The following is a 26,264-nucleotide window of genomic DNA, read 5'->3' as shown; positions in this document are numbered from 1 at the left end:
TTTCCTTTAATATTTGCAGTGGGATTCTTTTATGCAACGCTATTGATTTCAACTGATCTTATTGTACCGGAAAAAGGGGGATGATTTCAAAACACACCCTATGGTATTTGTACCGAACTTTATATTTTCCAAGCGTCGCGCAGCAACTGGCTCACTTCGGCTTTCTGTCCGTGAATAAGTGCTGGAGAACTGATATACAACTGCTCACGCGCTCTTGTCACGGCAACATAAGCAAGTCTGCGCTCCTCTTCCAGCAATGCATCATTCATTTTGAGGTCATATGCCTGTTGAGGGGGAGAGGAATGTGCATCTTCCGTATTTGCACCTGTTCGCAGTGCAGCCGCACGATCTGGCGGAGCTCCCTTGCGAAGGGCAGTGCGATGAGGGAGGATTCCGTCGGCTGCACCGATTAGAAAAACTTCAGGAAATTCCAGACCCTTAGCGCGATGGATCGTCATGCAGGTGACAGAATCATCCACATCGTTCTCTTCTGCTTGCCGTATAGCGGCTGGTGACCGCCTTCCTGTTTGTCTCGCCGGATGCGCGGAAGCCAAGTCTGTGCCATTTTGGTGCTGTGCTGCATATTCAGGATGCATGGCAACATATTTTTCCTTCAATTCGTCAATATGTTTTAGGAACACCTCGACAGTATCGAAGCGCTTCGCTGACGATTCCAGCTCCTCGAGTGTATCCGCAGCCCCTTCCTGATGGGCGGTTGCACGATCACCAGAGGCGGCTGCCGTGAACTTGTCATAAAATTCACGCCTCATCTCCCGAATGGCGAGGTAAGGCTTCATGGCAGCCAGCTTCTTGATCAGCTTAATGCGCGGCTTTATTGCCTCGCGTTGGAAGGAGGGCAGCTTGTCCCAGCTTTGCAAATGAATAAGCGGGTATTTCTTAGCCTTGCTGCGCTCTGCCTCCAGCAGGTAGCGCAAACCCGTCTCCCGCGGGATATATAATGCTGCCACAGCACTGCCCAGCGCATCGAACTCTCGTGGCGCAAGAGACAGACGAAGATGATCGATGAGCGGCCGAACAAGATTATGGTCATAGAAAAACGGCTCTGCACCGAACTGACGAAACGGAATACCGCTCATGGTGAAGTATTCAACTAATGCGCGGCTCGTATTTGCAGTGCGGTACAATATGGCGAAGTCGCGCCATGAATGTGTACCGGAGCTCACGGCTGCATGAATACGATCTGCAATGACCTGTGCTTCTTCTTCCGCGTCACGAGGGCGAAGATACTGCGGTACGCTCGGTGTATTAACAGTTCTCGATATGTTTTGTGCCTCAGACGGGGTTCGCATCCGCTTTGGCAGCCGCTCCTCGTTATGGGAAATAACCGCATTGCCGAGTCCGACGATGGCGGGGGTGGAACGGAAATTGAAATCGAGCGTAATCTGTTTAGCTGTAGGGTATTGCGTTTTGAATTCAGTAATGTAGCGATGACATGCTCCATTGAAAGTAAATATGGTCTGGTCATCATCCCCGAATACGGCTAAATTATGGTGCTTATCGGTAATCTGTTGAAGTAATTCATATTGAACTGGCGTCGTATCTTGGAATTCATCAACCAGGACATATTGGAAACGGCGGCGAAGACGCTCGAGCAAATTGGAGTCCTCCTCCAGCAGTTGCAGCAGATCGATAAGCAGATCATCGAAGTCCTTGCAGCCCTGCTGGACTTTCTGTTCCTCGAAGCGAAGCAAGGCACGTCTCATATCCAATTCACTTGCATTCGTGGTTCTCCAGTCAGCAGGCATAAGTCGGCGCGACTTGAGCGAGGACAATGCGGCCAGTGCCGTTTCGGCTTGCAGGGTGTCGTGCAGTCCCAATTCTCTTAGTACGCGCTTCATCATACCGTGGCGTCTGCGTTCCTCAGCCAGCAGTTGGAAAGGAGGCGCATACGCTTGCAGCAGCCTCAGGGCAAACGAATGAAAGGTGCGCGCTTGCACCCGGCGCGCCATGTCGCGTGTCACGCCTGGCAGATTGGCAAGCCGTATACGCATCTCCTGCGCGGCCTTATTGGTAAAGGTGACCAGCCACAAAGACTCCGGCGACACGCCGCCAACGGTCATTAAGTAGGCCGCTCGCGCGGTCAGCACGGATGTTTTGCCTGATCCGGCTCCTGCTAAGCACAGAAGTGGGCCATCGATGTGGCATACTGCATCCTTCTGTGCGTTGTGCAGCCGTATGCCTTGGCGCTCCAGCGCTGCAAAGAAGTCTGCTGATGCAGTTGAGTCATAATCGCCACCGGAACGATGGTGAGAATGATTGTGATTAGAGCCTACGAACGGATCTGCCGAATCTGCTGTGGGAACAGGCTGCTCCCTCTTTATACCTAATGGGCGGGAACGCCACTGGGCTTTGACCGCTTCTGATGAAGAAGGAGTGGTCATGATGGTGTATCTCCTTTATGATAGAAATAAGCGATAATTGCTATTATACATGTTCCTGCACGGAAGCGGACAGGAATACATGTTTTGCCTGAGCCATGCATACGTTGTTGTTGAAGGCATCCTTCATGACAAGCATATAAAGAACAGGGCATATGGCTATCGAGAGACGTTTCACTATCGCTTAGTCTGTGTTAATAAGTGTAACAGAGAAGTTCTGCCCTACTGGCAGTTGAAAGGAGACTTGGGAATGAACCGCTTTATACAAAAAATAAAAGATAGTGCTTCCAAGGCATCGGAAAAAGCGCATAACCTAATGGAAATGAACCGGGTTCAAGCCCAAATTGCCGCAAAGCGCAAGGAATGGAAGCAAAATGTCTATGATATTGGCGAACTCGTATATGATGCTTATAAAAAGAACGACTTAACACTGGCTGAGGAAGGCTTGAAGGAAATTGCCAAGCTGAATATGCTCGTTGAAGAGGATATAAAGATGCTCGATTGGAAGGTAAGCGAGCTTCGCAGGCAGAAACGCTGCGAATGTGGCGAGATTGCTCCATTCACGGCTAATTATTGTTCAGTATGTGGACGCAAGCTGCCAGAACCGCCGCAAATTGAGGAAGAAGAGATTGATGAACTTGGGATGGCCTTCCTGCAGGCGAAGCGGGAAGAGCAGGAGGAGGCGGCAGCTGCGAAGGAGCAGTTGCGTTATACGGTTCATCCCACTTTCGAACATGACTATGAATATGATGAGGAAGAAGAGATCGTATTGAAGTCGACTGCTGAAGCCTCTAAGAATAGCACGGCTTCCGAACAAAGCGAAAATAAGCAAGGCGGGACAGTCAATCTGGATCGAGAGGACTTAAATGTAACGGTCGGCGGACGCAGAATTACGATTATGAAAGAAGAAGAGTTGTCCCAGCGCCGCTGCTCGAACTGCAACAGTGTGGCAGATGACGAAGCAAAATGGTGTGAACGATGTGGGACACCATTCGTATAAGAACGAACAGACGTACATGCTCGAAGTGATTGGCGGCAGCCTGTTGACAGGCAGCAGCTCACGGACAAGAAGTGTCGGGTTGTGTATCGTCATATATGAACAGAGCTATAAAAGAGGCCTGTCCGTAATGGAATACGGCGGCCTCTTTTGTTTGTATCGCAGATTCGTTAAGAGGTTCTTTTCTTCGTGATATGGCCTTGAACTACAGGAGAAGAAGACACCTAGAGCAGGAGGAGTACGATGGAAGGTCAAGGTCTTATTTCACATTTACGTTCATTGGGATTTACTGAAATGGAAGGCAAGATCATTGTTAGCTTGTCCGAGCAAGGCGCGATGACGGGATATGAGGTTGCCAAGAAATTGGGGGTGTCGCGTTCCAATGTATATGCTGCACTTCAGCGGCTGGTGGATCAGGGGGTTATTTTGCATCGGAATGGCGACCCCTCGCAATATACCGCATTACAGCCGGAAGAGTTAACACGAATATTAGCATCGCGCTTGGATGCCTCGCTTCACTATGTTCGGGAGCATATGCCGGTCACAGAGGCCGATGAATCATCGTTCTTTAGTATCGAAGGCGAGCGTGCCGTAGTTGAAACGATGAAGCGGGTATTGCAGGAGGCCAAGCTGGAGATTATTGCAGATGTATGGCCAGAGGATGCTGCGCTCATACGGGAGCACTTGGCATTAGCGGAGTCGCGAGGAGTCAAGGTTCTCTGGTCCATAGCGGGCACAGATGACAATGCAAGCGTTCGGATGCCGTCCTTGTTCAATTGCGGGGATTCACGCCGAACGCGGCCATTTGCCTTTATTATAGACCGGAAGGAAGCTTTTGTCGGTTCCATGGGGGAAGGTGCAGCAACGAAGGCGCTGTTGACCGAGCACGCGGCCATCACCCGGCTTGTATTGGACAAATTCGTGCAGGATCTGGTGTTATACGAGTGGAAAAGTGAAATGGGCACAGAAGATGTTGAGTCCTTCAATAAGCGGATGCAATCGGTGATTTCATCCTATTTCGATTAGTATTAATTTTGTCTAAATTGCGACAACTTGCTAAAAATGACCGAAATGTGAAACCGGTCAATGCACCTTATCGTAAAGTAGTATATCTACATGCGTAAATACCGGCAAGGAGAATCGGTAATTAGATGAATTACACATGTATGTTGAAGAACCCTCATATGCATGGTATGCGCCGATCTTCTTTCGGAGAAGATACGAGGGAAGACAGCTGCGCCCAGAGACAGCAAGAGGAGGACATCGTATGGAGTGCATTGTACATTTTGAAGTCGTTCATCGCGGAACTGATGATATCGCAAAGCTTCGTGGCTTGGTTATGACACCGGATAAAGAAAAGCCCACTGTGGATGATATGCAGGATATGCTGCGTATGATGGGATATGAGGTTCATATCGCGGATGAGGATGCGCTTCGATTCGAGCCGGATCGCGCAGGTACCGATGTGGAGGAAATTCGGATCAAGAAAATAGACACGGGCGAAGAAGTATATACACCTGATATGCAGCTCCGTGCGATTGCAGAACAGTTAATGAGTAAGCCGAACCGCTCAATCTAAGTCGGCTCTATTCTGTTCGAATGAAAAAGGAAAAGGCCCTCTTCCTGCAGACATCATCATTAGGATGGTGTGGTGCAGCAAGAAGGCCTTTTATCGTTGTTCTCTAACAGGAACAGCGTATGTTGTTCGTTACGCTTTCGCTTCGGATTCGCTCAGTACAGAAGTACAGTGTCCGCAGCGAGTTGCCGCCTTAGGAATTTCCGATAGGCAGTATGGGCAAGACTTTGTTGTTTCTTCTGCCGGTTCTTCTGGGTTCTTGCGATGGAATGCATTGATGCCTTTAATAAGCAAGAAGATAGAGAAGGCAACAAGGATGAAGTCGATAATGATGCTGATGAATTGGCCGTATGCGATAACAGGAAGTCCTGCGGCTTGTGCTTGTGCCAATGACGTTACGTCTTGATCGCTCAGATTGATGAACAGATCCTTGAAGTTTACTCCACCCATTAATAATCCAAGCGGCGGCATAATGAGATCGTTGACAACAGAAGTGACGATCTTATTGAAGGCGCCGCCGAGAATAACACCGACTGCAAGATCGATAACGTTGCCTCGCATTGCAAATTGCTTAAATTCTGCGAAAAATGATTTGACTTTAGATTCTCCCACGAATGGTTCCCCTTTCTCATGTAGGCATTACCATGTAATACTTACCCTTATACGTAATACAGAAACAGCTTGTTTACACAATCTTCGATTCATGATGATAGCTTGTTGTTGACTGAATCAAGAATAGCTTATGTCTCCTGATTGTAGCCCGGAGCGGAGTAGTGCCTGTCCGTTCCCCATCACCGTATGCAACGCGATTAATGGATGATGTAATATGAACATCATATCCACGCAGCATTGAAACATATGGCAGGTTTACATGATTGCCGGAAAATACAGTTGAGAATAGTCTCATTAAGGTCCAACGACTGCAGCCGTGTACGATGCACACATCCACTTCGCCATCGCCAGGGTCAGCTTGTGGGCAGATTCGGATTCCCCCTCCATAGGAGGTCGAATTGGCAATAGCCGTTAACCAGACATTATCATATTGATGTATAGTACCGTTGATTGTTATCGTTGCTCTCGAAGGCTTGAATTTGAACATTGTGATCAGCGCGCCAATCACATAGGCAGCGGAGCCGATACCGAGTCGATTACACCAGCGCTTGTAGCGGCTCTCGTTGACGGCTTCTGCCACTTCCGCATCAAAGCCTGTCGCGAGCGCGGTTAATGTCCACTTATTGTTGGCCTGTATCAGATCGACAGCAGTTCGCTGCCCATGAAGAATGGTATTCAGTGCTTGCAATGGTTCAATAGGTATATGGAAACCCCGGGCGGTATCATTGCCTGAACCGGCGGGAATGACTCCTAATGCAGCTTGGGTTTCTAAAAGAATAGGCAGTAGACGATGGATGGTTCCATCTCCGCCGAGTACTGCAATCGTAGAATGGGGATATTGTGTTAGATGTGCACGAACGTGCTTCTCTGCTTCTTCTGGCGTTGCTGTAACACAGGCGATATATTTCGTACCAAGCTGCTTTAGACGCGATTCTACCAAGTGCCATGTAAGCAGCCCTTTTCCATTGCCTGCATATTGATTGATTACAAAGAGCATCAAGATTCCATCTCTCCCATGTTTGCCGAATCAAAGACGTTCATACAGGTATAAATAGAGATTGCAACTTACCATTATGCTGTTTTCTGCTATTCCATAATAGCAGAACGTCTACAGTTTGGGGGGATTTTTGAGCAGGAAGTTTATATCAATTGTAAATGTTTGAGAGAATAACGAGAAACATCGCTTTATTCTAGTTTTTCTTCCGCTGACGGAAAAGGGAAAAGAGGAAGGCTGTCGAATGGGTATATGAAACATTTTCCATTTACATCTCATGTACATGCAAATAGTTCAGGGGAGGGTCAATGTGATGTCCATGTTCAATCGTTTCCTTGGAAGCATCGGTCTCGGCACAGCTCAGATCGATACGCTGCTGGAACGTGGAAGATATGCGCCGGGCGAGGAAGCGCGTGGAATTGTGAAACTGCGGGGAGGTCATGTTCCACACTATGTCGAGTGCCTTGAGCTTGTATTAATGACAAATTATGCACGTCAGTTAGATGGACGGAGTGAACGGAGCTATTGTGAACTCGAGCGCTACATTGTCTATGAATCCTTCTCATTGGGTACGAATGAGACGAAGGACGTGCCGTTCTCCATTGTACTTCCGAATCGGGTTCCATTAACGATCGATAACACCCCTGTATGGCTGATGATAGATATGGGCATAGAACGCACCTGTGCTATAGAGCCAAATGACCACGATCGAATCGAAATTATCCCTACTGTTGAGCAAAGCATTGTCATCGACGGAGTGAACCGTCTTGGCTTCCGTCTACGGGCTGCGGATTGTATTCATGCCCCGAGAATTGGCGGGAGATTCCCATTTGTACAACAATTTGAATTCGTCCCAACCTCCTACTTCCGTGGGGAAATTGAAGAGATGGAGCTTATTTTTCTAGCAGCAGAGCATCAGACAGAGCTTCTTGTCTTTTTAAATGGTCGTGCCCGTAATGTGCGGGGGATGCTGGTAGATGCTTCCACTACAGTTGATCATTTTCTTCGCTTTCCGTTAACGAACAATGAATGGCGCAAGATGGGTGCTGAAGGGTTTGCTGGTGAATTAGCAGAAATGATCCGGCAGCACTTGTAAGCGATTGCTGTAACGCTGCATTGTAACATGACGAAGGGAGAGGTTCAAAGCTGGATTCAGCCCAAAATCTCTCCCTATAGAGATCATACACGTATGAATATGCGCTGCTTTATTTGTCACCACGATCCGTATGCTTGCGCGGACTTGTTTGCTTGGATTGCTGTTCGGCATCATCGGATTTGGCTATGAGCCGCTGATCGGTTCCTCCAGTATGATGATTATCGAACAGATATTGTTGAAGCTCCCATTCTGAAGCGCCTAGCTGAGGATCGGAAGGGAAGGTTTGGCCCCGATGCAATACTTCTTCACGTCCCCATTCATTAGCGTAAATGCCATCTACTTCAACACGTTCTCTTGATATCGGATTCATCTTATGTTCATTTTCTGTCATGGGTCATGAGCTCCTTTCACGTTTGCTGCGTGCAAAGCGATAAGCTTTAAGTGATGGATATCCACCTCATCAAAAGCTCTTATTAAGGTGCCCCGCCAACTTAAAAATATCCTTGTATGAATACGTACAGGAGAGACGTATTAGAAGTGCGGCATCATGTTCGTTCATAGTTGGTAATGTGCCTCAAGCTTCTTCCCGCCAAGCCATAACAGGAATAGAGCAGCAGCCGCAATGAGAATGCGCCAAGGATGATGGATAAATCCCTGCCAGTCATGACCGATGAAGGCCATAATGAAGATAACGACCGACTTGCCGGCAAATACGGCGCACACGAAGGTGCGAAATGGGATTGTACTAATTCCAGCAGCGATATTAATAAGCGCTGACGGCGTAAATGGGAAACAATATAAGATGAACAGCGGAGTAAACCCTTTTGTTTCTAACCATGTAAAGAAGCGCTTGGACGAGGGCAGGTTTTTCTGTAGGTAGGTACTGAACCGCCCTCCGAACTTGCGTGCCACCCAAAAAACCAAGCATGCCCCGAGGCTTGCACCGATCCATGAATAAAGGAAACCAAGCCACAGGCCGTAAGCTGCTGCGTTAGCCATAACAAATACGATGAGTGGTAAAAATGGTAGAACAGCCTCTACGAGCGGGAGCATGATTCCAGGTAACGGTCCTAGATTCGAATACTGCTGCATCCAATGCTCGACTTGATTAAGATCCAAATGTTTAAGCCAGTTAATGGTGTTATGTATCCACTCCCACAAAATAAGTTCCTCCCCGTTGATGATAGCTACTATATATCTGCTCAGTATCCTAGTACATGTAACGTATTAGCGGCCTATTGGTTTCGGCAGCTTTAGACGTACTGCTTCATGCGGTTAAGAATCACGCAGTTCCCACATGATGAATATAGACCCAATCGCTGCAAATATCAGTGCAAGCTATTGCTCTGCAAACCATCGTGACGGGAATAGTAAATAGACAATAGAAACGATACCGAATAAAGCAGCGCTGATCCATACTACTGTACTGGCAGAAAAGGCACTCGCGATAACCCCGCCAAGTACGGGACCAATTAAAACGCCGATGCCTTCAACTGTGGATAGTAGGCTCCATCCTAATCCTTTCTGGCCTGATGGAACATATAAGGCGAGAAGCGCATTCCAAGCAGGCAGCACAGCAGAATAAGAGAGACCAAGCAGCACCGCGAGTCCATAAGCAACCCATTTTGAAGGGTGCAGTGACAATGACGCAAGCGTCAAGGCAAAGATACCGAATCCAACAACGAGGAATGGCTTGCGACTGCTTTTATCCGACCATTTGCCCATCGGAACAAGTCCTAGCACTGTACAGCCCCCGCCAAGCAATAAAAGAAGCGAATATTCACGGTGCTCGGTAAAGGAAAGCGCCTCTGCTGCGAATGTAGGCAGAATCGGTACGAGCATACTTGCTCCTAGTGTCTGTAGGATCATACCCGGCAGCAGCGGCTTGATAGCCTTTAGCTTCTCTCGCAATGCTTGCCACTGCTCACGCAAAGGAACAGAGATGCGTTCCGACTGCTTGTCGCCAGAGATGAAAAAGCTCAGCAGCCAAGCGGAGGTAGACAAGATTACCAGCAGCCAATAAGAGAGGTTTGGCTGAAAGTCTAAAATGAAGTTTAACACGACAGGACCGGCTCCCATTCCGACTAGCCATATCATATAGAGGAAGCCCATTTGCGCTGCGCGCTGATCTTCCTTTACCTTGGTTAGACATACGATCCATACAGGGGATATTCCTACACCATATAGGGCGGCGGCGAAGATGAAAACCCATGGGATACTTCCGTAATGAAATAGACCAACACCTGCCAGTGAAATGAGCAGGCCAATATTGATAATCAGTCTAGGCGAGAAGCGATCGAGCAAATATCCAATGGCTGTTTTGAGTACAGTATCGGTCAAGTAGTGTGCAGTAATCGCTGTTCCGATAATCGCCAGACTGATATGCAGCGTGTGTTCGCCGTAAATGGGGATGAATGATACGAGCGCTGCTCCACGCACAAACTCCACGAAGAACAAAATGACAGCGAGCAGCCAAATATCTTTCCCCATGCTTAATGCACGAATTCCTTTCACATACAACGCTCCTTTCCTGATTATACCATTATATCGTGCGGAAGTAGCTGTCGCCAGCGGCGACAGTTCGGATTGCATATTAAGAATATGTAGCTGACAGCAACGTGTCCTCCATCCATCGCCTTGGATGTCTCCAGCGGCATACCCGGGGGCAGCCGGCGAACACAACAGTCATGGAGCGTGATGGTATGACATAGATGACTTGTCCGCCATGTCCAACGGCACAGGCTGCATCTTCATTGCCAAGGCGATGAAGCCACCATTGGTATCCGTAAGCACCGTAAGCGGGCAATCCGGACGAATAGGGACAATGGGATTCGATTATCCATTCTGCTGGTACGACGCGATCAATCCCTTTTGATCCTTCATGGTTGGATGGTTTATGAATTCTATTATCCAGAATAAGCTGGCCGAATCGGAGCATATCACGTCCTGATAGATAGAGTCCGATATGGCCAGCAGCATGTCCGTCAGGCGATATGTCCCAGCGATAATGTTCAATTCCGATCGGTGCGAACAAATGTTGTTTTGCATAGTCATCTGCTCGTATTCCTGTACAGGAGGTAAGCAGAACAGATAATAAATGCGAATCAATACTCCGATATTGAAAATGTCCAATTCGTTCTGGATGAACGGGAAGCCGAAGGGCGTATTTAAGCCAACTGCTGCTATGATGAAAACGACGAATCCAGCGCTCACCGAGCCGATTACCTGTCTCCCAGAGCAGGCCAGAAGTCATTGTAAGCAGGTGCTTGAAGGTAATTCGCCGCCAATCTGGATCCTGTTTGCGCCGTTGACCGATGCTTTGCGGCAAATAATCAACAATCGGTTCATGGAGAGGAGGCATCTCTCCACGATGAACAGCAATGCCCACAAGAACAGAAATGAAGCTCTTTGTAGCGGAGCGAAGGTCATATAGCTGACCCGGAACTGTACCTTCTGTATTTACTTCGGCGATTAGTTGCCCTTGGTTCGCACAAGCAAAATAATACATGCGTGGAAACAGTCTTATAAGTTCATCCAAAGCCTGCTGCAATCGATATGGATCAATACCGGCTCGTTCGGCTGCGTCAATATGAATCGAAAATAGGGAATGCTGATTCATTGAAATCGCTCCTGTTTATTGTAGTAATAATGGAATGCCAGCCTTACGACAGCTAGATAATGCGTTGTATGTTGTTACTAGCATGCCCAATGGAGAAATGATTAAGATATGTTGGTGTGATTTTGCAGTTCGGCTGAATATGATATACTAGGACTAAAAGGTTGCGAATTCCAGTAAGTGAAGCGATAGTCCAATTGATTCTCCGTTGCGGAGCACGATCTACAACGCTTTGGGAGGGAATTTTCATGGCAACAAAAGGTCACAACGAAGTGAAAGAAAGCTTGTTGGAGATGACACGTATTTTCCGTCCGAAAAATCCTCGGAAATTCGTGAAAGAGTACATCCGGAAGTATCGGATTATGGGCGGCTATGAAGATGAATTAACTCAGCTTGTAGAATTGGAAATGTGCAAAATGGATACCAGTGCGTCGTAACTGTTTATCTTGGATGTTACAAAGTACTGAATGCAATCCTGCAAATGTAAGGAATAACTGACAATACGTACAGAATAGGCGCTCCGGTAGACGGGGCGCCTTGTTTGCATGTTTACAAGAATGACATCATGAGCATGATGTCTTAATGGTTAGTTCCACGCATATACTTGTCATTGGACACGTAGTGCAGGAAGGAGGCGGATCATGGCGATTACGAAAACTGCTGCACAACTGGAGCTTATGTAGAAGGCAGGGCATTTAGCGACCTGCTGTCATAGGGAAGTAGCGGCAAGGCTTGCGCCAGGCGTTACAACCTTAGAAATTGATCGATTTGTAGAAAACGCTCAACGAACGACTAGGCAATAATGTTCAAATATTTATCATATATATTAAGGAAGAAACTTGGGGAGGAATGCAGTCCGCATTTCTCCCCTACGAGACAGCAGCGTTCGCACAGCATTAGGTTGGTCTTTTTCTAAGCAAGCAGATCTTTAGCTGGATCAACGCATCGTGCGATGAATGAGCTTCATAATGTCTCCCTCAGCGAACTGTAGTGAATCTCCTGGGTAAGCATGCATGACGTACGGGGTCAGACCGTTGAATAATTCCATATTGGCGCTAATTCTGACATGCTTAATCCCCGTAGCTTTACTTCGAACTGTCTTGTCAATGGTGTGCAAAAGCTCGTCTGATAATTTATTGCTTTCTTTGACAGTGCGGACTGGACTGTCGGAAGTAATGAACCTTGGCGGCCAGCGATTCGCTTCATGCTCCATATATCGAGCCGTATCCGGTGCGCCGATTTGCGATTGCTCATGCTTGCCACCGCTGCCAATCGTGCCGAGACCTGCACCGTCAAGCGTGAGCGCCACATAGGCTGTATCTTTGCGCTGCAGGACATAGGCTACACTAACCCCATCCAGATGTCCGACGGCATCGCTGACGGATTGGTTAATGAACAGGGAAGGGTGATCTGCTTTCGTGATCTGCTTTGAAGAATAGTTCCCTGATTGCTGCTGCTGGCTTTGTCCCTCACTGTGCATCTGCGGCAATGGATTGGGGGAGGGGGTGGACTGCTCCCTTATCTTCCGATCAGCGTAGTTGGCCTTCGTGTTGCCGCTTGGCGATTTCGACTTCTCAGCCTCCATGCCAGCGCAAGCGGATGTAAGAAACAGGGCAGCAATGATACTGATTGTGACAATCCGGTGAACGCAGTGCTTATTGTTGTGAACATCATTTGACAACTCCATTCAACCTCCTTGTTTACTTCCCTTAGTGTTCAAAATTCAACATTCGAGTATGCAGTTTATAGATTTTTGTGTTCATAACAGGCAACTAACTGCCAGAAATTGAGTGGTTTCGACACAGTCAAGGAGACTCATCTCACTTGTTGAAACCGTTTACAAATACTGATATAAAGCCGTTTTTCGCAGTCTTTGAACACTTTGTGAACTGACCGGGAAACATTGACAAATAAATATATGGAAATTATATTTAGGTAAGTGATTGTAGTAATTGACAGGATTACGACATCCGTGTTCAAAACCGGGTTTTGCCTAAAGGCCTTCGTTTTGAAGAATGGCTTCTGATGGAGAAATATTACCGGTTCGAATCGAATATGCATGCGCCTTCATTGCGTAATGGGCGAGTTGCGCGATGATCGAATGGTTAATATTGGCTCAATTGGATGAACGGCAGCTTGAATCACTTCTGGGCCAAAGGCACACCTGCATATTAGATTTCGACACAGCATGTGATGGGGTAATCAGCGAAAACGTACAAAGTGGGGTTGATCAATGATGAATCGGTGGCACGCAGTGAAGCGACTACTTCCACTGTTTGCCGGACTCGTCTTGCTCCTGAGTGCTTGCGGTCGTGCTGATATATCGGCTCTTAATCCGCAGGGGCCCATTGCAGACAAGCAGTTCGGATTAATGCAGTTGGCGATTACGATTATGACGCTAGTTGTTATTGTCGTATTCGGTATTTCCATTTATGTCGTCCTTCGCTATCGCAGACGACCGGGACAGAACGAAATTCCGAAGCAAGTCGAAGGGAACCACAAGCTTGAAGTGATTTGGACGGTCATTCCGATCATCCTCCTCATTATTTTGGCAGTTCCGACAGTGAAGTATGTATTTGCTTTCGCTGAGGATTACAGCCAAGACAAGGATGCAATTAAGGTTAAGGTAATAGGGCACCAGTACTGGTGGGAATTCGAATATCCTGAGTACGAAATTACAACAGCTCAGGACATGATTGTTCCGAATGGAAAGAAAATTGCGCTAGAGCTGAAGACAGCTGATGTTCTTCACTCCTTCTGGCTTCCATCCATTGCGGGCAAGATGGATACGAACCCTACCGGTAACGTCAACAAGATGTACATAGAGACGTACGTAGAGGGCGTGTATCGCGGGAAGTGTGCCGAATTATGCGGATACTCCCACGCATTTATGGAATTTAAAGTGAAGGCGGTCAGCGAAGACACGTTCACGGCTTGGGTTAATGAAATGAAGGCTGAACCAAAACCGTTCGAAGGTGACGCACAAGTTGCAGAAAGCTTCAAGCAAAATTGCTTGTCCTGCCATGCTATCGATAATAAGCCGTCCATGGGACCGAACTTGAAGGGGTTTGGTAGCCGTGAAGCAGTTGCTGGTATCATGCTGAACCGGGAAACTGCTGATGAGACACTGGATCAGAAGAAGGTTGAAGAGCATCTTCGCCAATGGATTCAGGATCCTGAGAAAGTGAAGCCAGGCAATAAGATGCCAGCATTCAAAGATAAGTTGTCCGAGCAAGAGCTCAATGGCATCGTGAAATACTTGGCAGAATACAAGCTTGATTCCTTGAAAGCAATCAATAAGCAGTAGATTTTAGCATCTTCTAGGGGAGGTAACGACCTTGGCTCACACGGTGAAGCGACATCGCGGCCTGATGGATTGGCTGACGACGGTCGACCATAAGAAGATCGGCATTCTGTACCTTCTTGCCGGAGCGCTTTTTTTCGGTATTGGCGGTATTGAAGCCATCTTGATCCGGATACAATTAATTAAGCCAATGAATGATTTTGTCAGTGCAAAAGCATTCAACGAATTGATTACGATGCACGGTACTACGATGATTTTCCTTGGTGTTATGCCGATTATTTTTGCTTTAATGAATGCAATTATTCCTTTACAAATTGGGGCTCGCGACGTTGCGTTTCCATTCTTGAACGCATTAGGCTTCTGGACATTCTTTTTCGGCGGCCTGCTGCTGAACCTGAGCTGGCTGATGGGCGGCGTTCCTGATGCAGGCTGGACATCTTATGTACCGTTATCTAATACAGATTACAGTCCAACGCATGGCGTCGATTTCTACACGATTGGCTTGCAGATATCAGGTCTCGGTACACTCATCGGGGGGATTAACTTCTTGGCGACGATTATTAATATGCGCGCGCCGGGAATGTCCTTCATGCGCATGCCGATGTTTACGTGGGCGTCTTTCATTACGTCCGCACTGATTCTGTTTGCATTCCCTGCTGTAACGGTAGGTTTGATTTTGCTGATGTTCGACCGCTTGTTCGGCGGGAACTTTTTCTATGTACCGAATGGGGGAAGCGTGGTGCTCTGGCAGCACATCTTCTGGATTTTCGGTCACCCTGAAGTTTACATTTTGATTTTGCCGGCATTTGGTATTATTTCCGATGTTATTAGTACGTTCTCTCGTAAGCGGCTATTCGGATACAGCTCCATGGTATTCGCTACGATCTTGATCGGATTCTTGGGCTTCATGGTATGGGCGCACCATATGTTTGCAGTTGGCCTTGGGCCAGTAGCGAATGCGCTGTTCTCGATTGCAACGATGCTTATCGCCGTACCAACCGGTATTAAAATATTCAACTGGCTGTTCACGATGTGGGGCGGTTCGATTAAATTCACCGCAGCCAATCTGTATGCAGTAGGCTTCATCCCAACATTCGTTATGGGTGGGGTTACGGGCGTCATGCTGGCCTCCGCGCCTGCTGACTTCCAGTTCCATGATACGTACTTCGTTGTAGCGCATTTCCACTACGTTATCGTAGGCGGCTTGGTGCTTGGCTTGTTCGCTGGTCTCCATTTTTGGTGGCCAAAGATGTTCGGGCGCATGCTGCATGAAGGATTGGGCAAGGCTACGTTCTGGATGTTCTGGGTTGGTTTCCAGTTAACATTCTTCGTACAGCATTTCCTCGGTTTGATTGGCATGCAGCGTCGGGTGTTTACGTATTTGCCGAATCAGGGGTTCGATCTAATGAACCTGGTAAGTACAATAGGTGCAATTATGATGGGTATCGGCGTTCTTATGTTCTTGTACAACATCGCAATTACGTCAAGAAAGCCAAAAAATCTGGGCAACGATCCTTGGGAAGATGGACGTACGCTTGAATGGACAATTCCTTCTCCACCTCCAGAGTACAACTTCAAGCAAACTCCGCTTGTTCGCGGTTACGATGCTTGGTGGAAAGAAAAGATGGAAGGCAACACGGAGATGCAAGCTGCAGAACCGATCGGTTCTATCCACATGCCTTCGCCATCCATTCTTCCATTCATGATGTCAGTAGGCTTATTCGTTGCAGGTTTTGGTTTCATGTTCGCGAAGGATGAGTTTAACAACGCATTGTTGAACGGTCTGTTCCATAATCATATCGTTGCAGGCTTCGGCTTGCTGATTACATTCGGTTGCATGTTCCTGCGTTCGATCAAGGACGATCACGGTTACCATATCGAACCTGAGGAGCTGGAGCAGAAGGGGGTTAAAGCATGAGTGCACCAGCACATCACGCAGAAGGGCAATGGCCTCATGAGCCGGAGAAGGCAACCCTAGAAGGCCGCAACAAGGTCGTTGGCTTCTGGTTGTTCCTCGGTGGAGAGGCTGTATTGTTCGGTACACTGTTCGCCACATTCCTTGCACTGCGCAATCAAATTGGTGATGGCCCTGCCGCTTCCGAGCTGTTCAAGCTTCCGATGATAGCAGCTGCTACACTGATCTTGTTGACGAGTTCCCTAACAAGCGTATTCGCGATTCAAGCGATGCATCGCAAAGAAATAAAATCAATGCTCAGCTGGCTCGCTGTTACTGTCGCGTTGGGATTGGGATTCTTATGCTTGGAGATTTACGAGTTCGTTGAATATGTTCATGAAGGGCATACGTTTACAACGAGTGCCTTCAGTTCATCCTTCTATACACTCGTCGGATTCCACGGCGCGCACGTTGCCTTTGGTGTCGTATGGATTACACTCGTTATTTTGCAAACGATGAAAAAAGGCTTAAATCTGGTGACAGCACCGAAGATTTACGTTTCCGCGCTGTACTGGCACTTTATCGACGTTGTATGGGTATTCATCTTCACGGTTGTATACCTCATGGGAAAGGTGGGTTAACCAAGTGACAACACACCAAGTAACATCAGACAACTCGAAGCGTCGGCATAAGCACGAAGGCAAGCAGAAGCATATTATTGCCTTCATCTTCTCTATTGTGCTCACCCTGATTGCTTTTGCTACTGTAGGTGCAGCGGGTGAAGTGAACCCAACGTTCACAGTTATCCTCCTTCTTGTTATGGCGGTCTTGCAGGTCGTCATTCAGATGGGATATTGGATGCACATGAAAGATAAAGGACATATGATTCCGATCATGTTTATGATACTCGGAGCCATCATAGCCTTTACAGCCATTGTTATGGCCGTATATTGGGTATGGTGGTAAGTCGGATAGGAGAGAAGAGGGGACGCGAAGGAGCGTCGCCTCTTTTTCCGTAATAGGGATAAATGTGGCGAAATAGTGGCGTCTCAGGGGATTGCAGGAAGAGGAGGGCTGAACATAGATGTTTGGATTGACAGAATACTTCAGTTTCTATGATGTTTGGAGTCCGTTGTTCCTAACAGCGACGGTACTAATCAATGTGTTGTACTTCGGACTGACGGGGCCATTTCGGGATCGGTTCCCTTCATCTGAACCGGTGCCAGCTTCGAAGAAGCTGATGTTCGTGATTGGGACAGGCTTACTCTATATGGCCCAAGGCGGGCCTATTAACATGATGAGTCATATGATGTTCACCTTCCATATGGCGATGATGGCATTGTCGTATATTATTGTGCCGCCGCTTCTGTTATTAGCTGTTCCGTCCTGGTTATGGCGTTATGTATTGGATCGCAAGCCGCTGAGGCGCTTGAAGCTATTTACGAATCCTATTCTCAGCGCTGTCTTATTCAATACCTTGTTCTCTTTCTATCATGTGCCAGCTGTACATGATTACGTCATGACTCATTACACGGAGCATATCCTTTACTATATTGTATTGTTTATTGCTTCGATGCTTATGTGGTGGCCGATCGTTGTTCCGGTACCGGAGTGGAACTCATTATCAGATGTGAAAAAGATGGGCTATGTCTTTTTGAATGGTGTTTTAATTACCCCTGCGTGTGCGTTAATCATATTTGCGAGCGAGCCTCTTTATGCCACCTATGTGGACAAGGAAGCCTGGGTACAAGCGATGGGGTATTGTATATCCGGTGATCCGGTAAAAATGCTTGCCGCATTTGATGGCCCCGACTTTTTTAATTGGTTCAAGCCAATTGAGGATCAACAGCTCGGCGGGATCTTAATGAAGCTGATTCAAGAAACGATGTACGGCTGCATCCTCTTCTATGTGTTCGTTCATTGGTTCAGACGTGAGAGCAGAGATGATGACGATTTTGTGGACACCGCAGTAGAAGGGCAGTTGAATTCGTAAAAATGCTCTATAATGGGTAGCGTAAGCAGAAGCAGATCAAATTGGACTGCTTCATTGCCGATGCAAATGAGGAGGGCGTTTCATTCGTGGATCTGTACTTTATTATGCCAACTATCAGTACGACTTTCATCGTCGTCAGTGCTATTCTTGTCGCTATCGGTTGGGCTCAAATTATTAAGGGCAAGCGGGAACAGCACAAGAAAACGATGTTCGCGGCAGCTGTAGCTGCGTTAATCTTTTTCATTATCTATATGTCCCGCACGATTTTTGTAGGCAATACCGCATGGGGCGGCCCGGATGATCTCAAGGTATATTACCTAGTCTTCCTGTTGTTCCATATCGTGCTCGCGGCTGTAGCGGCTGTGTTCGGCTTGACGACATTGTATACGGGCTATAAAGGGCGTTATGCGAAGCATCGCAAGCTGGGCAAGTTCACCTCTGTAATTTGGTTCATTACCGCTATTACAGGGGCTACTGTATATATCTTACTGTATATCTTGTACCCAGGCGGCCATACGAAGCCGGTACTAGACGCAATTTTTGGTCTGTAATCGATCTGAATCCGATCCATGAAGGGAGCCAAGCTGCTTTTCATGGATCATTTACTTTACATAGGCTCTAGGCTGTTGTGTGATAAAAGCTCGTTCTATGTGCACCTTGTGCTCGTGAACGGGCTTTTTTTACGTGATAAAAGACATCAAAGGAGAACAGATCGTGAACGGTATAATTTGAAGGCGACGAGGAGGAGTGTTGAGATTTCCCTAATGATGGATTGACAAATGGAGGAATTACTCACTATACTGTGTATAAAGATATACACAGTAAGCACAGTGATCATTAGATAAGCACATCTCCTGTTTAAAGTGGGGAAGGGCTGTAAATAGAGCTCGAGGGGGGATATTGGGATGCGTGGGCATTATCGAGATGCGTGGAAAATTGTAAGGAACGATCTGATCCGATTCAAGTGGGGAATATTCATGACGATCGTGTTCAGTGCTTATATGGCCGTAATGAGCGGTCTGATGCTGAAAGCGCTTCTGAATGGCGTTGAGCCTGCATCGAAAGCGCTTAAAGGGATGACGGATTTTGTGTTTCTTGTAACGATCCCGAATTTTGGCTTCTTTTTCACCCGAAGATCGATGCGTTATATGAAGGATGACTCGTATACGAAGTGGATACGGAAGCTGCGCATACTCCCAATCGATGTGAAGACCGTAGTGCTTTCACGTACAATGCAGATGCTCGTGGCTTTGTTCATCAATATGAGCGTCATGTTAGTGGGGCAATACATGCTTAGTGAGAAAATCAGAAGCCTGGGCTGGATCAGCAGCATCTCCTATGTACTTATGCTGATAGCGTTCGCTATAACTATTAGCTGGGTGTATATCTCGCTTGAGGTGAGCCTGAGCGGGCGATTATATATGAGATACTCATTTATTCTACTAGGTATTATAACGGTTGTGTCCGTTCTGGCAGGGGCAGCCAATGAAAGCATCTTGCAGAGTGCAGTAGGCGTAGCAGAATCGCATCCTTGGATCAGTATCGTATTGTCTATAGTCGTCATTGTCAATTCGAATGTAATCGGAATGAACCGATTGCGCAAAATCGTTTTGAAGCGAGATTGGATATAAAGGAGAACAGCAATAAATCAGGAGGTGATGAGGAGCGGTGTTTATCCCTATTCAAATTAATGAGAACAGCTCTGAGCCGCTGTATGCCCAGATTAAGCACCAGCTTCGCGCACTTATCCTGAGCGGGCAGGTAGAAGAGGGAATGCTGCTTCCGTCCATACGCGAGTTTGCCAATCAGCTCCAATGCAGTGTTATTACAGTAAGAAGGGTATATCAAGACTTGGAGAATGAAGGGCTGCTGCGAACGAAGCAGGGCACAGGGACATTTGTAACACCGGTTCAAGCGGCAGAGCGTGACAGGTATCGGAAGGAAGCGATTGAGCGTGCGCTTGAACAGGCTGTCGAGGCTGCGATGCATGTGGATGTATCGACAGAGGAACTGATGATGATGCTCCGTGAAATCATCGAGCGCAAGCGTAGCGGAAGCTAATGGGACAAGGAGGGAGAAGCGTTGGACAACCAAGATGTGATACAGATGAGGCAGGTAGTTAAGAAGCGCGATAACTTCCATATCGGCCCACTAAATCTAAGCATTCCGCAGGGCTGTGTCACTGCTATTGTCGGCACGAATGGATCTGGCAAGACGACGATACTCGGAATGAGCATGGGGCTTGTTCAACCTGATGAAGGAACGGTAGATGTCATGCAGCAGAAAACAGTGCCGGAGCTAAGCCCAATTGTGAAGGCGCGTATTGGCTATGTAGGTGAAAGTTCCGATTCAGAGTACGATGATTTAACACCGGAGCAGCTTGTATCCTTTATCTCGCAATGGTATCCGCTATGGGATTGGCAGCTTTATCACCAGCTAATGGCGAAGTATGAGCTGTCACCGAAGCAGAGGCTGGGCAAGATGTCGAAGGGCATGCGGCGCAAGCTGGACTTGATCGTCGCCATGTGTCCACAGCCGGAGCTGCTATTGCTTGATGAACCGTCTTCTGGGTTCGATCCACTGTCTTGGCGCATGATGATCGACGATTTGCATAAGTTTTTGCAGGATGGGAAGCGCACTATTCTTATCGCCACGCACATCGTAGATGAGGTGAAGCGATTAGCGGATTATATTCTGATCGTGCATAAGGGCAAGATCCTTCAATTTATAGAGAAAGATGCCTTATTCGATGCCTGGAAGTTGTTCGTTGTAAACGGTGAGGCAGCAGATTACGAGGGTGCGCCAGGGTTGATGAAGGCTGTATCAGAGCGCTTTGGAGCAAGGCTAATTGCATATGATGCAACTCACTTAGAACGATTTTTGCAGGATGAGGGAATTGAGGTCGTTCAGACGCATGCCTTGGAGCTGGATGACATTTTAGCTTATATGATTGAGATGCATATTGAGGGGAGCGTATACGCGCAATGAATCCATTACAGTTGCAGCAAGTTGTGAAGCAGTACGGTGACAAGACAGCCGTGAACGGTCTTAGCTTGAAGGTAGAAGAAGGAGAAATCTACGGATTGCTTGGCGCGAATGGCGCCGGGAAAACGACGACGATGCGGATGGTGCTTGGTCTTATTTATCCGGATGGCGGTTCTATTACGTATCATGGCAAGCCGTATCATGAAGGGTTGACTCGCATCCTCGGATATTTGCCAGAGGAACGTGGAATGTACCCGAAGGTGAAGATCAGCGAGCAAGTAACGTACTTAGCACAACTGCGCGGGATGAAGCGTGCGGAAGCGGATAAAAATCTGAAATATTGGCTGGAACGCTTCAATGTACCGGAGAATTACAATAAGAAGATCGAGGAGCTTTCTAAGGGGAATCAGCAGAAGATAGGCTTTATTGCCGCCATTGTGCATAAGCCGAAGCTGCTTATTTTGGATGAAGCATTCAGCGGGTTGGATCCCGTTAACGTGGAACTGTTGAAGGAGACGGTTAAGGAGCTGCGCGATCAAGGAACGAGCATTTTGTTCTCTACGCACCGGATGGAGCATGTAGAGGAGCTGTGCCAGAACCTTACTATTTTGCAAAAGGGGAATGCAGTGGTTCAAGGCTCGCTGCGCGATTTGAAATCTCAATATCCGCGTGAACATGTCATTTTGCGTACGAGTGGAGATGTGGATGGTTTAGATCGCATTGCAGGTGTTCAATCCGTATCCAAAATCGGAGACGGCTATAAGCTGCGCATTTCCAATGAAGCCGCCGCGCAGGATATCCTGCAGCTGGCCATGGCGCAAGCGACGGTGCAGCAGTTCGAGCTGAAAGAGCCGACTTTGAACGAGATCTTCATTAAAGCAGTTGGAGGCGAATCTAATGCATAACTTGGGGACGGTCATCAGATTCACGTTGAAGACGAAAATGATGACGAAGTCGTTCGTCATTACGACAATTATATTAGCACTCATTATGACAGTTGGGGTTAACATACCATTTTTGATCTCTCAATTTTCGAGCAATGAGCCAACATCGATTGGTCTTGTACAGGGCGGTGATTATGCGGAAATTGCGAAGTCATTCGAGGAGCAACTGACGAAGCACGGCAGCAGCGACTTGAAGCTTGTTCCGTCTGCTTCTGAGGAGGAACTGCGCAAGAAGGTGGACTCCGGTGATTTGGAAGGCTATCTGAAGTTCGATCCGAAGAAGGATGCAGCGGGCAATATAGAGAAGCAAGCGTTTCCGCAGGTTGTGTTCCACGGCAAGGATGAGCTTGGACATGGCGATGAAGCGACAGTTACCGGCGCTTTAAGCGCGGTGAAGACAGAGTGGCTCGTTAAGGATTCACTTACCGAACAGCAGAAGGCAGAACTGAGCAAGCCAGTTACGATTGATACACAGAAGATCGTGAAGGAAGGCGAGAAAGCGACGGAAGAGAATCCGATGCAAAAAGGAATTTCCATTATTGTCGTGATGGTGTTAATTGTGCTGTTCTTCATGACAAATACGATGACAGGCAACATGATCGCATCCGAGGTTACACAAGAGAAGAGTTCGCGTATTATGGAAATACTCATTACGAGCGTCTCTCCGCTGGCGCAAATGTTCGGGAAAATTATCGGGATGTTCCTACTCGGACTGATGCAAATTATTGTGTTCTTCGCAGTGGTTGTTATTAACCTCCTGCTGCCTCACAATGCGGCTCCATTGAAGGATCTCAACTTTGATATTTCGATGATTGACTGGACGGTAGTAGGCGGCGGATTGCTGCTCTATGTACTTGGCTATTTCCTGTATGCAACACTATTCGCGGCAGTAGGCTCGATCGTAAGCCGGACGGAAGATTTGGCACAGGCGGCTATGCCGATTTCACTGCTCACGATGGCGGCATTCTATATTGCAATCTTTAGCGTCTCGACACCGAATACATTACTGGTGAAGGTAAGTTCCTATATCCCGTTCTTCACACCGACCTCGATGCTGCTGCGCATCGGGACAGACAGTGCAGCATGGTGGGAATTCTGGGTGAGCATTGCGATTTTGATTGTATCCATTCTGTTCTTTGGCTGGCTCGCTGCGAAGATTTACCGCACAGGCGTCCTTATGTATGGCAAGCGTCCATCGTGGAAAGAAATCCGCAAGGCGATGAAAGCGTACAAGATTTAGAGATACATGATTACTGTGATGCGAGTAACAGTTATAATTGGGACTGATTACAACAATAAAAGAGACAAATGATGGTATATGTTTGAGACAATGTATATTTACCTGATAAGCCAAAACCTTTGGTCTATCAGGTTTTTTCTATTTATCCACCTTTATTTATGTATATCATGTTTGGGGGCAAGTGATTGAGAAAGCAGGTTATAAAAGCATGTTTTCTTTTTTTTTTGAGGGTTTGCAACAATTTCGTTTCGTCATTTGTATACATAATAGAATGTCGAAAAAACAGAAGGAATGCTGATATATTTGCAATGGTAAATGAGGCTCTTTCTGTACCCTTTCATTTTAAAATAAAAATTATGGGAGGAAAGTGCAATGAAAATTACGAAATCTATGATCACGGTTGCAAGCCTAGCGGCTTGTTTGTCTGTTGGCAGCATGAGTATTCAGGGTAATGCTTATGCCAGCATTACCTCCGTGAAGTCGGCAGGCGGCAACAAGGCCACGGATGCAATCAAGCCTGCGAAAAAGGAGAACGATCATCTAAAAGAAATTAATGTTGCAGCGGGTAAAACGTTCGATATCACGCTAGAGGAAAATGTGACGACCGGATACTCCTGGAGCTATGTAACCGATCAAAACGGAATTAAACTTGTGGCAGAGAAGAGCCGAAAGCCTAATCAGGGCGAAGCTTTCGCATTAGGTGCGGGGAACGAAAAAACATGGACGTTTAAGGCCACCAAGCCGGGTACGTATACGTTGACATTTACCTACTCCCGGCCATGGGAAAAGGAGCAGAAGGCTGCGGATACGAAAGTGTACATGATTAAAGTGACCGAACAGGATAAAATAGCTGAAAAACAGCAGTCTCCGGCTGTGTTGGGAGTGGATAAGGTAAACAGCGTGAAAACGGGGCAATGTTTCAGCGTAAACATGGAAGAGAACACATCGACTGGATACTCCTGGAGCTATGTAACCGATCAAAACGGAATTAAACTTGTGGCAGAGAAGAGCCGAAAGCCTAATCAGGGCGAACCTTTCGCATTAGGTGCGGGGGATGAAAAAACATGGGCGTTTAAAGCCACCAAGCCAGGTACGTATACGTTGACATTCACCTACTCCCGGCCATGGGAAAAGGAGCAGAAGCCTGCAAAAATGTTAACTTATACGGTAAAAGTAAACTAATGCTCCGTTGCTTCACAACATGGGTTCCGCAAAAAATAAAAGGAGATCGTCCCTGTTCTTAGGAATGGGGACGATTTCGTCTAATCATCGAATCAGGAGGAAGGCTTGGTAGGAGGTCAACATTGGATATCATTGAACAAGTATACAGCAATCCGAAGTATCGCTATATGCGATATATTTTATCTTTAAGCAGTACGCTGCTGACACAGATTCGGAAATTGACCTCAAGATGGAATTGTGGATATGCACATGCCGTGGCCAAGGATTCAACCGAGGAACAGGAAGGTATCCAGTACAAAACAGAAAGGCTATTTGAGGAACACGGAACGGCCATCTTGCGTTTGTCGTATTCGTATTTGCACAATCTTACCGATGCCGAAGATGTACTGCAGGATACATTGTTACAATACATGCGGTCTGTCCCTCGTTTCGAAAATGCTGCACATGAAAAAGCGTGGCTACTGCGGGTGGCAATCAACATCAGCAAAAATAAAATCAAGTCTAAAGAGAAGCTCGACGACGCTGAACTGGACGAAGGGCTACTTTCAGACGATGAGCAGGATTTGAAGTTCGTATGGGAGGCAGTAAGCAGCCTGACGGTCATCTATCGCGAAGTGCTGCATCTGTTTTACCAGGAAGGGTATTCGACCGCGCAGATTGCACGGATATTAGACAAAAAGAAACGACGATCCGTTCGCTTTTGCACCGAGCCAGAGAGAAGCTCAAAATCGTTTTGAAGGAGGATTATGACTTTGCCGAATAAATATAACGAGATCATGAACAGGGTAACAGTCACTCCTGATATGCACGAGCGGATCGTGCGAAACATTCGCAGCGCGGACTTAACCCCTCAAGAAAAACGATTTCTGAGATTGTTTCATCATACCAAAAGAGTCACTTGCGTGGCTGTTTGCTGCCTGGTTCTCCTCACCGGTACCCTAGTGACTACGTATTATTATCATCAGGATGATACAGTCCCCAACGTCCAGGGCCCTGGCCCTGTGTTAGTATCGCCTGGCATTAAGGAGTATTCGTCGCTGCAGGAACTTGTGGCTGGTATCGGGTTTGAAGTAACTGATATTGGGGGAATTCCGTTTGAAGTGGAGGACACGAGCTACTTTTCAATAGGGGTAGAGACGGCTCAAATTCGTTATAGCGGTGCCAATAACAGCCTGACGTTTAGGATTTCGCCCGGCACGAACGATAATAGCGGCAACTATGAAGAGTATGGTGACGCGAACATCATTCAAATCGGAAATGAACAGGCGACCATCAAAGGCAATCAAGGCAAATATGAACTGGCAATATGGAACTCGCAAGGATTTTCGTATTCCTTGAGCCTGAAGAAAGGCGTCAGTGAAGAAGAATTGTTGTCCATGATCAAGTCAGTGAGGTAATACCTTCAAACTTATTGAAAAATAGATCATTTCGT

The 26,264-nt window shown here is 47.1% G+C and carries 28 protein-coding genes; 20 read left to right on the top strand and 8 right to left on the bottom strand.

What is annotated here, in order from left to right; genetic code table 11:
- Positions 1–119: 119 nt before the first annotated feature.
- Positions 120–2,402 carry an ATP-dependent helicase gene (locus tag PAV_RS03200; RefSeq protein WP_005543478.1) on the bottom strand — a complete coding sequence of 761 codons (2,283 nt, stop codon included), beginning with the start codon at positions 2,400–2,402 and terminating at the stop codon, positions 120–122.
- 247 nt (positions 2,403–2,649) lie between these two features.
- On the opposite strand from PAV_RS03200, the gene PAV_RS03195 reads away from it, so the two are divergent.
- From PAV_RS03195 to PAV_RS03185, 4 genes are all read left to right on the top strand, one after another.
- Positions 2,650–3,399, top strand: a complete 750-nt coding sequence (locus tag PAV_RS03195; protein ID WP_040734904.1) for a zinc ribbon domain-containing protein — start codon at positions 2,650–2,652, stop codon at positions 3,397–3,399.
- On the top strand, positions 3,353–3,589 hold the full coding sequence (locus PAV_RS34425; RefSeq protein WP_157266559.1) for a hypothetical protein: 237 nt from the start codon (positions 3,353–3,355) through the stop codon (positions 3,587–3,589). Before PAV_RS03195 ends, PAV_RS34425 begins: the two co-directional genes overlap by 47 nt.
- Before the next feature lie 50 nt (positions 3,590–3,639).
- Positions 3,640–4,422, top strand: coding sequence for a TrmB family transcriptional regulator (locus PAV_RS03190; RefSeq protein WP_005543476.1), 783 nt, complete (start codon positions 3,640–3,642; stop codon positions 4,420–4,422).
- 241 nt (positions 4,423–4,663) lie between these two features.
- Positions 4,664–4,975: a hypothetical protein gene (locus PAV_RS03185; RefSeq protein WP_005543475.1), complete on the top strand. Its 312-nt coding sequence runs from the start codon at positions 4,664–4,666 to the stop codon at positions 4,973–4,975.
- 129 nt (positions 4,976–5,104) lie between these two features.
- Here the strand turns inward: PAV_RS03185 and mscL are convergent, their stop codons facing one another.
- Together mscL and PAV_RS03175 are read right to left on the bottom strand one after the other, a co-directional pair.
- On the bottom strand, positions 5,105–5,584 hold the full coding sequence (gene mscL, locus PAV_RS03180; RefSeq protein ID WP_005543473.1) for a large conductance mechanosensitive channel protein MscL: 480 nt from the start codon (positions 5,582–5,584) through the stop codon (positions 5,105–5,107).
- A gap of 73 nt (positions 5,585–5,657) precedes the next feature.
- A complete protein-coding gene (locus tag PAV_RS03175; RefSeq protein WP_051135071.1) occupies positions 5,658–6,581 on the bottom strand; it encodes a diacylglycerol/lipid kinase family protein in 924 nt (307 codons plus the stop codon).
- Positions 6,582–6,891: 310 nt separating this feature from the next.
- Here PAV_RS03175 and PAV_RS03170 point away from each other — a divergent pair, with 310 nt between their 5' ends.
- On the top strand, positions 6,892–7,674 hold the full coding sequence (locus tag PAV_RS03170; protein ID WP_005543470.1) for a sporulation protein: 783 nt from the start codon (positions 6,892–6,894) through the stop codon (positions 7,672–7,674).
- 109 nt (positions 7,675–7,783) lie between these two features.
- Here the strand turns inward: PAV_RS03170 and PAV_RS03165 are convergent, their stop codons facing one another.
- From PAV_RS03165 to PAV_RS03150, 4 genes are all read right to left on the bottom strand, one after another.
- A complete protein-coding gene (locus tag PAV_RS03165) occupies positions 7,784–8,065 on the bottom strand; it encodes a hypothetical protein (protein ID WP_005543468.1) in 282 nt (93 codons plus the stop codon).
- A gap of 164 nt (positions 8,066–8,229) precedes the next feature.
- On the bottom strand, positions 8,230–8,835 hold the full coding sequence (locus PAV_RS03160; protein WP_005543467.1) for a TVP38/TMEM64 family protein: 606 nt from the start codon (positions 8,833–8,835) through the stop codon (positions 8,230–8,232).
- Between the two features lie 177 nt (positions 8,836–9,012).
- The gene (locus tag PAV_RS03155) at positions 9,013–10,188 is read right to left on the bottom strand and encodes an MFS transporter (protein WP_005543466.1); all 1,176 of its coding nucleotides are present in this window, start codon (positions 10,186–10,188) and stop codon (positions 9,013–9,015) included.
- 79 nt (positions 10,189–10,267) lie between these two features.
- Positions 10,268–11,293: a serine hydrolase domain-containing protein gene (locus PAV_RS03150; protein ID WP_005543465.1), complete on the bottom strand. Its 1,026-nt coding sequence runs from the start codon at positions 11,291–11,293 to the stop codon at positions 10,268–10,270.
- Positions 11,294–11,538: 245 nt separating this feature from the next.
- On the opposite strand from PAV_RS03150, the gene PAV_RS03145 reads away from it, so the two are divergent.
- Positions 11,539–11,727, top strand: a complete 189-nt coding sequence (locus PAV_RS03145) for a hypothetical protein (RefSeq protein WP_005543464.1) — start codon at positions 11,539–11,541, stop codon at positions 11,725–11,727.
- 500 nt (positions 11,728–12,227) lie between these two features.
- Here PAV_RS03145 and PAV_RS03140 read toward each other — a convergent pair whose 3' ends face one another.
- Positions 12,228–12,977 carry a hypothetical protein gene (locus PAV_RS03140; RefSeq protein WP_005543463.1) on the bottom strand — a complete coding sequence of 250 codons (750 nt, stop codon included), beginning with the start codon at positions 12,975–12,977 and terminating at the stop codon, positions 12,228–12,230.
- A gap of 546 nt (positions 12,978–13,523) precedes the next feature.
- On the opposite strand from PAV_RS03140, the gene coxB reads away from it, so the two are divergent.
- The 14 genes from coxB (at position 13,524) to PAV_RS34420 (ending at position 26,229) form a co-directional block, all read left to right on the top strand.
- On the top strand, positions 13,524–14,597 hold the full coding sequence (coxB, locus tag PAV_RS03135; protein WP_040734902.1) for a cytochrome c oxidase subunit II: 1,074 nt from the start codon (positions 13,524–13,526) through the stop codon (positions 14,595–14,597).
- Positions 14,598–14,661: 64 nt separating this feature from the next.
- On the top strand, positions 14,662–16,512 hold the full coding sequence (gene ctaD / locus PAV_RS03130; RefSeq protein WP_051135070.1) for a cytochrome c oxidase subunit I: 1,851 nt from the start codon (positions 14,662–14,664) through the stop codon (positions 16,510–16,512).
- Entirely contained in the window at positions 16,509–17,129 is a 621-nt protein-coding gene (locus PAV_RS03125) for a cytochrome (ubi)quinol oxidase subunit III (protein ID WP_005543460.1), read from the top strand. The genes ctaD and PAV_RS03125 overlap by 4 nt, the downstream gene beginning before the upstream one ends.
- Positions 17,130–17,133: 4 nt before the next feature.
- Entirely contained in the window at positions 17,134–17,454 is a 321-nt protein-coding gene (locus PAV_RS03120) for a cytochrome C oxidase subunit IV family protein (protein WP_005543459.1), read from the top strand.
- Positions 17,455–17,572: 118 nt separating this feature from the next.
- Complete coding sequence (gene ctaG, locus PAV_RS03115; RefSeq protein WP_005543458.1) at positions 17,573–18,481, top strand: cytochrome c oxidase assembly factor CtaG; 909 nt, start codon at positions 17,573–17,575, stop codon at positions 18,479–18,481.
- Positions 18,482–18,567: 86 nt separating this feature from the next.
- Positions 18,568–19,032 carry a DUF420 domain-containing protein gene (locus PAV_RS03110; RefSeq protein WP_005543456.1) on the top strand — a complete coding sequence of 155 codons (465 nt, stop codon included), beginning with the start codon at positions 18,568–18,570 and terminating at the stop codon, positions 19,030–19,032.
- 354 nt (positions 19,033–19,386) lie between these two features.
- Positions 19,387–20,112, top strand: a complete 726-nt coding sequence (locus tag PAV_RS03105) for a hypothetical protein (RefSeq protein WP_005543454.1) — start codon at positions 19,387–19,389, stop codon at positions 20,110–20,112.
- Positions 20,113–20,149: 37 nt separating this feature from the next.
- Entirely contained in the window at positions 20,150–20,542 is a 393-nt protein-coding gene (locus PAV_RS03100) for a GntR family transcriptional regulator (RefSeq protein WP_005543452.1), read from the top strand.
- 21 nt (positions 20,543–20,563) lie between these two features.
- The gene (locus PAV_RS03095) at positions 20,564–21,469 is read left to right on the top strand and encodes an ABC transporter ATP-binding protein (protein WP_005543450.1); all 906 of its coding nucleotides are present in this window, start codon (positions 20,564–20,566) and stop codon (positions 21,467–21,469) included.
- On the top strand, positions 21,466–22,371 hold the full coding sequence (locus PAV_RS03090) for an ABC transporter ATP-binding protein (protein ID WP_005543448.1): 906 nt from the start codon (positions 21,466–21,468) through the stop codon (positions 22,369–22,371). The genes PAV_RS03095 and PAV_RS03090 overlap by 4 nt, the downstream gene beginning before the upstream one ends.
- Positions 22,364–23,650, top strand: a complete 1,287-nt coding sequence (locus PAV_RS03085; protein WP_005543447.1) for an ABC transporter permease — start codon at positions 22,364–22,366, stop codon at positions 23,648–23,650. The genes PAV_RS03090 and PAV_RS03085 overlap by 8 nt, the downstream gene beginning before the upstream one ends.
- 372 nt (positions 23,651–24,022) lie before the next feature.
- The gene (locus PAV_RS03080) at positions 24,023–24,832 is read left to right on the top strand and encodes a protease inhibitor I42 family protein (protein WP_005543445.1); all 810 of its coding nucleotides are present in this window, start codon (positions 24,023–24,025) and stop codon (positions 24,830–24,832) included.
- A 122-nt stretch (positions 24,833–24,954) separates the two neighbouring features.
- Positions 24,955–25,569: an RNA polymerase sigma factor gene (locus PAV_RS03075; RefSeq protein WP_005543443.1), complete on the top strand. Its 615-nt coding sequence runs from the start codon at positions 24,955–24,957 to the stop codon at positions 25,567–25,569.
- Positions 25,570–25,833: 264 nt separating this feature from the next.
- Positions 25,834–26,229 (top strand): DUF4367 domain-containing protein, encoded by a 396-nt coding sequence (locus PAV_RS34420; protein WP_157266557.1) that lies wholly within the window; start codon positions 25,834–25,836, stop codon positions 26,227–26,229.
- Positions 26,230–26,264: the final 35 nt, after the last annotated feature.

Source organism: Paenibacillus alvei DSM 29 (assembly GCF_000293805.1).
In the GTDB taxonomy this organism is placed as follows: domain Bacteria; phylum Bacillota; class Bacilli; order Paenibacillales; family Paenibacillaceae; genus Paenibacillus_B; species Paenibacillus_B alvei.
This window is presented reverse-complemented; position numbering and strand designations above follow the sequence as displayed.

Excerpts from the sequence above, each read along its gene's own strand:
- PAV_RS03200 (WP_005543478.1), bottom strand. The coding sequence starts at position 2,402 with ATGACCACTCCTTCTTCATCAGAAGCGGTCAAAGCCCAGTGGCGTTCC.
- PAV_RS03195 (WP_040734904.1), top strand. The coding sequence starts at position 2,650 with ATGAACCGCTTTATACAAAAAATAAAAGATAGTGCTTCCAAGGCATCG.
- PAV_RS34425 (WP_157266559.1), top strand. The coding sequence starts at position 3,353 with ATGACGAAGCAAAATGGTGTGAACGATGTGGGACACCATTCGTATAAG.
- PAV_RS03190 (WP_005543476.1), top strand. The coding sequence starts at position 3,640 with ATGGAAGGTCAAGGTCTTATTTCACATTTACGTTCATTGGGATTTACT.
- PAV_RS03185 (WP_005543475.1), top strand. The coding sequence starts at position 4,664 with ATGGAGTGCATTGTACATTTTGAAGTCGTTCATCGCGGAACTGATGAT.
- PAV_RS03175 (WP_051135071.1), bottom strand. The coding sequence starts at position 6,581 with ATGCTCTTTGTAATCAATCAATATGCAGGCAATGGAAAAGGGCTGCTT.
- PAV_RS03170 (WP_005543470.1), top strand. The coding sequence starts at position 6,892 with ATGTCCATGTTCAATCGTTTCCTTGGAAGCATCGGTCTCGGCACAGCT.
- PAV_RS03165 (WP_005543468.1), bottom strand. The coding sequence starts at position 8,065 with ATGACAGAAAATGAACATAAGATGAATCCGATATCAAGAGAACGTGTT.
- PAV_RS03150 (WP_005543465.1), bottom strand. The coding sequence starts at position 11,293 with ATGAATCAGCATTCCCTATTTTCGATTCATATTGACGCAGCCGAACGA.
- PAV_RS03145 (WP_005543464.1), top strand. The coding sequence starts at position 11,539 with ATGGCAACAAAAGGTCACAACGAAGTGAAAGAAAGCTTGTTGGAGATG.
- PAV_RS03140 (WP_005543463.1), bottom strand. The coding sequence starts at position 12,977 with ATGGAGTTGTCAAATGATGTTCACAACAATAAGCACTGCGTTCACCGG.
- coxB (WP_040734902.1), top strand. The coding sequence starts at position 13,524 with ATGATGAATCGGTGGCACGCAGTGAAGCGACTACTTCCACTGTTTGCC.
- ctaD (WP_051135070.1), top strand. The coding sequence starts at position 14,662 with ATGGATTGGCTGACGACGGTCGACCATAAGAAGATCGGCATTCTGTAC.
- PAV_RS03125 (WP_005543460.1), top strand. The coding sequence starts at position 16,509 with ATGAGTGCACCAGCACATCACGCAGAAGGGCAATGGCCTCATGAGCCG.
- ctaG (WP_005543458.1), top strand. The coding sequence starts at position 17,573 with ATGTTTGGATTGACAGAATACTTCAGTTTCTATGATGTTTGGAGTCCG.
- PAV_RS03105 (WP_005543454.1), top strand. The coding sequence starts at position 19,387 with ATGCGTGGGCATTATCGAGATGCGTGGAAAATTGTAAGGAACGATCTG.
- PAV_RS03090 (WP_005543448.1), top strand. The coding sequence starts at position 21,466 with ATGAATCCATTACAGTTGCAGCAAGTTGTGAAGCAGTACGGTGACAAG.
- PAV_RS03085 (WP_005543447.1), top strand. The coding sequence starts at position 22,364 with ATGCATAACTTGGGGACGGTCATCAGATTCACGTTGAAGACGAAAATG.
- PAV_RS03080 (WP_005543445.1), top strand. The coding sequence starts at position 24,023 with ATGAAAATTACGAAATCTATGATCACGGTTGCAAGCCTAGCGGCTTGT.